Source organism: uncultured Clostridium sp., assembly GCF_937920395.1.
In the GTDB taxonomy this organism is placed as follows: domain Bacteria; phylum Bacillota; class Clostridia; order Clostridiales; family Clostridiaceae; genus Clostridium_AD.
This window is the reverse complement of record NZ_CALEVF010000266.1, coordinates 1-3,068: the sequence shown is the minus strand read 5'-3', so window position 1 is coordinate 3,068 and position 3,068 is coordinate 1. Positions and strand designations below refer to the sequence as shown.

Genomic DNA, 3,068 nt, shown 5'->3' with positions numbered 1-3,068 from the left:
TGGAGACCTAAGGAAGCTGTAAGTATAATTAGAAAATTTGAAGATATGGGGCTTGATATTGAGTTTGTCGAGCAGCCAGTTAATGCCTGGGATATAGATGGACTAAAATATGTTACAGACAATGTTTCAACAAAGATTCTTGCAGACGAAGCAGTTTTTGGACCATCAGATGCTTTTAAGATAATAGAAAAAAGAGCCGCAGATCTCATAAGCATAAAACTTATGAAATGTGGAGGTATCAATAATGCAATAAAGATATATAACATGGCAGAAAATATGGGTATAAGATGCATGATGGGATGTATGTTAGAAAATAGAATAGGCATAACAGCAGCAGCTAGTTTTGCTGCATCAAAGTCTAACTTGGTTAAAGCTGATTTAGATACTATGTTGTTCTTTGATAAGTGTGCAATAGTTGGTGGTGCAGCTGTAGAAGGTAACACTATAACTATTAACGATGCTCCGGGTCTTGGTATTTCAGAAATCATTGGATGGAATGAAATTTCTTTGATATAAGAGGAGTAAGAGAAAATAAATAGTGTGTAATATATTATTTGTTTTAGATTTGATTACTTTAAAAAAAACAAGAAATGAGGTGCTAGTTTTGAATAATAATGAACATGATATAGAGGCAAGTTCCGTGGAAGTAGAATTAAAAAAGAAGCTAGAATTTAATATAGAAGAAAAAAAATTAAAGTCTGTTGTTGATATCATTAGTGAAGAAATTTTAAAATATATTGAGAAGAGAAAGGAAATTACAAAATATATTTTAGAATATAGAAAAAAAGTAATTGAAGACTATAGAGATGATGAAGATATGGTAATAGAGTATTTTGATCATGAGATATACGTAAAAGAAGAGGCGTTTAAAACTATTGATAGAAGACTTAAGGAGCTAACGGCACTTAAAAGCTCTCCTTATTTTGGAAGAATAGATTTCTCTGAAGAAGATTATGGAATAAATAAAATGTACGTAGGAAGATTTGGAGTTACGCAAGATAATATTTATGAACCTTTAGTAGTAGATTGGAGAGCTCCTGTTGCATCTCTATTTTATACTGGGGCTCTAGGGGAAGCGTTTTATGATGCACCAAAAGAAAAAATAGCTGTGAATATTTTAGCTAAAAGACAATACATAATAAAGAAAGAAAAACTAACAGGTATGTTTAATTCAGCACTAGATATAAAAGATGAGATACTTCAAATGGTACTTAGTGGTAATGCAAATGAAAAGCTCAAAGATATAATAATGACAATACAAAAGGAACAGGATGATTTAATAAGACAACCAAGAACTAAAACTATTGTAGTTGATGGCGTTGCAGGTAGTGGGAAAACTACTATTGCACTTCATAGGGTTGCATATTTACTTTATAATTATAGAAAAATACTTGAAGATAAGGTTTTGATATTAGGACCTAATAATGTATTTATAGAATATATATCAACAGTATTACCAAGCCTTGGTGAATCAGGGGTTAAGCAAACAACATTTAGAGATTTTGCTTTTGATATTTTAGAACTTAAAGAAGTAATGAGTCTAAAGGAATATATGGAAAAAGTACTTAGTGGAGAAAAGAAATTTGCAAAGGACATAACATATAAAAATTCTATAGATTATAAGAACTTTATCGATAGTGCTGTAGAAAAATTGGATAATGAATATTTTAAAGCAGAAGATTTAATTTTTATGGATGAGTTAATAATATCTAAAGACGATATTAAAGAAATGTTTAACAATGATTATAAAACTATGCCTTTATTTAGAAGAAGTAAAAAAATTAGAAGAATTATTTATTCTAAAATTAATGATGCTAGAGATGAAAAAGTTAGAGTGATACAAAAGGAATATGAAAAGATTATTTTTGCTTTATCTGCAGAGGAAAAGGACTTAAAAACAAATGATTTTGATTTTAATAGAAGACTTAATATCCGTGAAGTTATAAAACAAGTACTTCTGTTAAAAAGAAGCCTTACTTGGCTCGATAACGGAAACTGTGTTGAATTATATAACAATATTAATGGAAATAAAAGATTAACTGAAAATGATTTAGGCGGTATATTATATTTCAAGATTAAGCTTGAAGGAACAAAAACATCTGAGCAAATAAAACATGTAGTAATAGATGAAGCACAGGATTATAATGAACTTCAGTTTTTAGTCATAAAGGAATTAACTGGGTGTAGTTCTTTAACTATAGTTGGGGATAGCAATCAAAGATTAATACCATTTGATGGAGAACTACCTATGCTTGATTTAAAAAATATACTTCCAAGTTGTAATGTTCAGGAATTTAGATTAAATACTAGTTATAGATCTACAAAAGAAATCATGGAGTATGCTAATAAATATTTAGACGCAGACCCCATTGTCCCAATAGTAAGAAATGGTGAAGAAGTTAAAGAAATATTAATTTCAAGTAGAGATGAATTTAAAAAATTTGTACTCGGCAAAATTGATGATTTTCAAAATAAGACTTATGAAAACATTGCGATCATATGTAAAGATATAAAAGAATCAGAAAATATATTTGATCTAATTAATGGGAATGCAAACATTAAGATTATAGATAAGGAAAATGACGTGTATCATAGTGGAATTGTAGTGTTACCATCATATTTTGCTAAAGGACTAGAATTTGATGCAGTAATTATGGTATTAGATGAGCCTAAGGATGATAGTGAGCACAAAGCAGACAATGGTCAAACTCAATATAAGCAAGAAGATAAACTTAGGTATGTGATGGCAACTAGAGCGTTACATGAACTCCAAGTAATTAAGAAAAACTTTTAAAAGTTGCCCAAAAGGTTTAAAGGCGTAGCCTGCCGACTAAGAATATGACAAAAATTGATTATTACCTTTGTAAGTAATAATTCTAGTATACATAATAGTTTTCTTAGAGGATGTTAACAAAAGGATATATCACGTAAAATGCATTTGAACAAGCTTTAGTAATTCTTTATTTATTTTATTTGAAGATGCGTCTAGAAAAATACATGTTTGAGCGATAGCGAGTTTGTATTTTTTAGCATCTGTAAATAAAATAAATATTAGAATTACTTAGCGA

The 3,068-nt window shown here is 29.2% G+C and carries 2 protein-coding genes; both read left to right on the top strand.

Translation table 11 applies throughout. From position 1 onward, the window contains the following. A partial coding sequence (locus Q0649_RS17010; RefSeq protein ID WP_298844818.1) for an enolase C-terminal domain-like protein occupies positions 1-516 on the top strand: 516 nt, incomplete at its 5' end. 88 nt (positions 517-604) lie between these two features. Then, the gene (locus Q0649_RS17005; protein ID WP_298844812.1) at positions 605-2,794 is read left to right on the top strand and encodes a UvrD-helicase domain-containing protein; all 2,190 of its coding nucleotides are present in this window, start codon (positions 605-607) and stop codon (positions 2,792-2,794) included. The last annotated feature ends 274 nt before the right edge of the window (positions 2,795-3,068 follow it).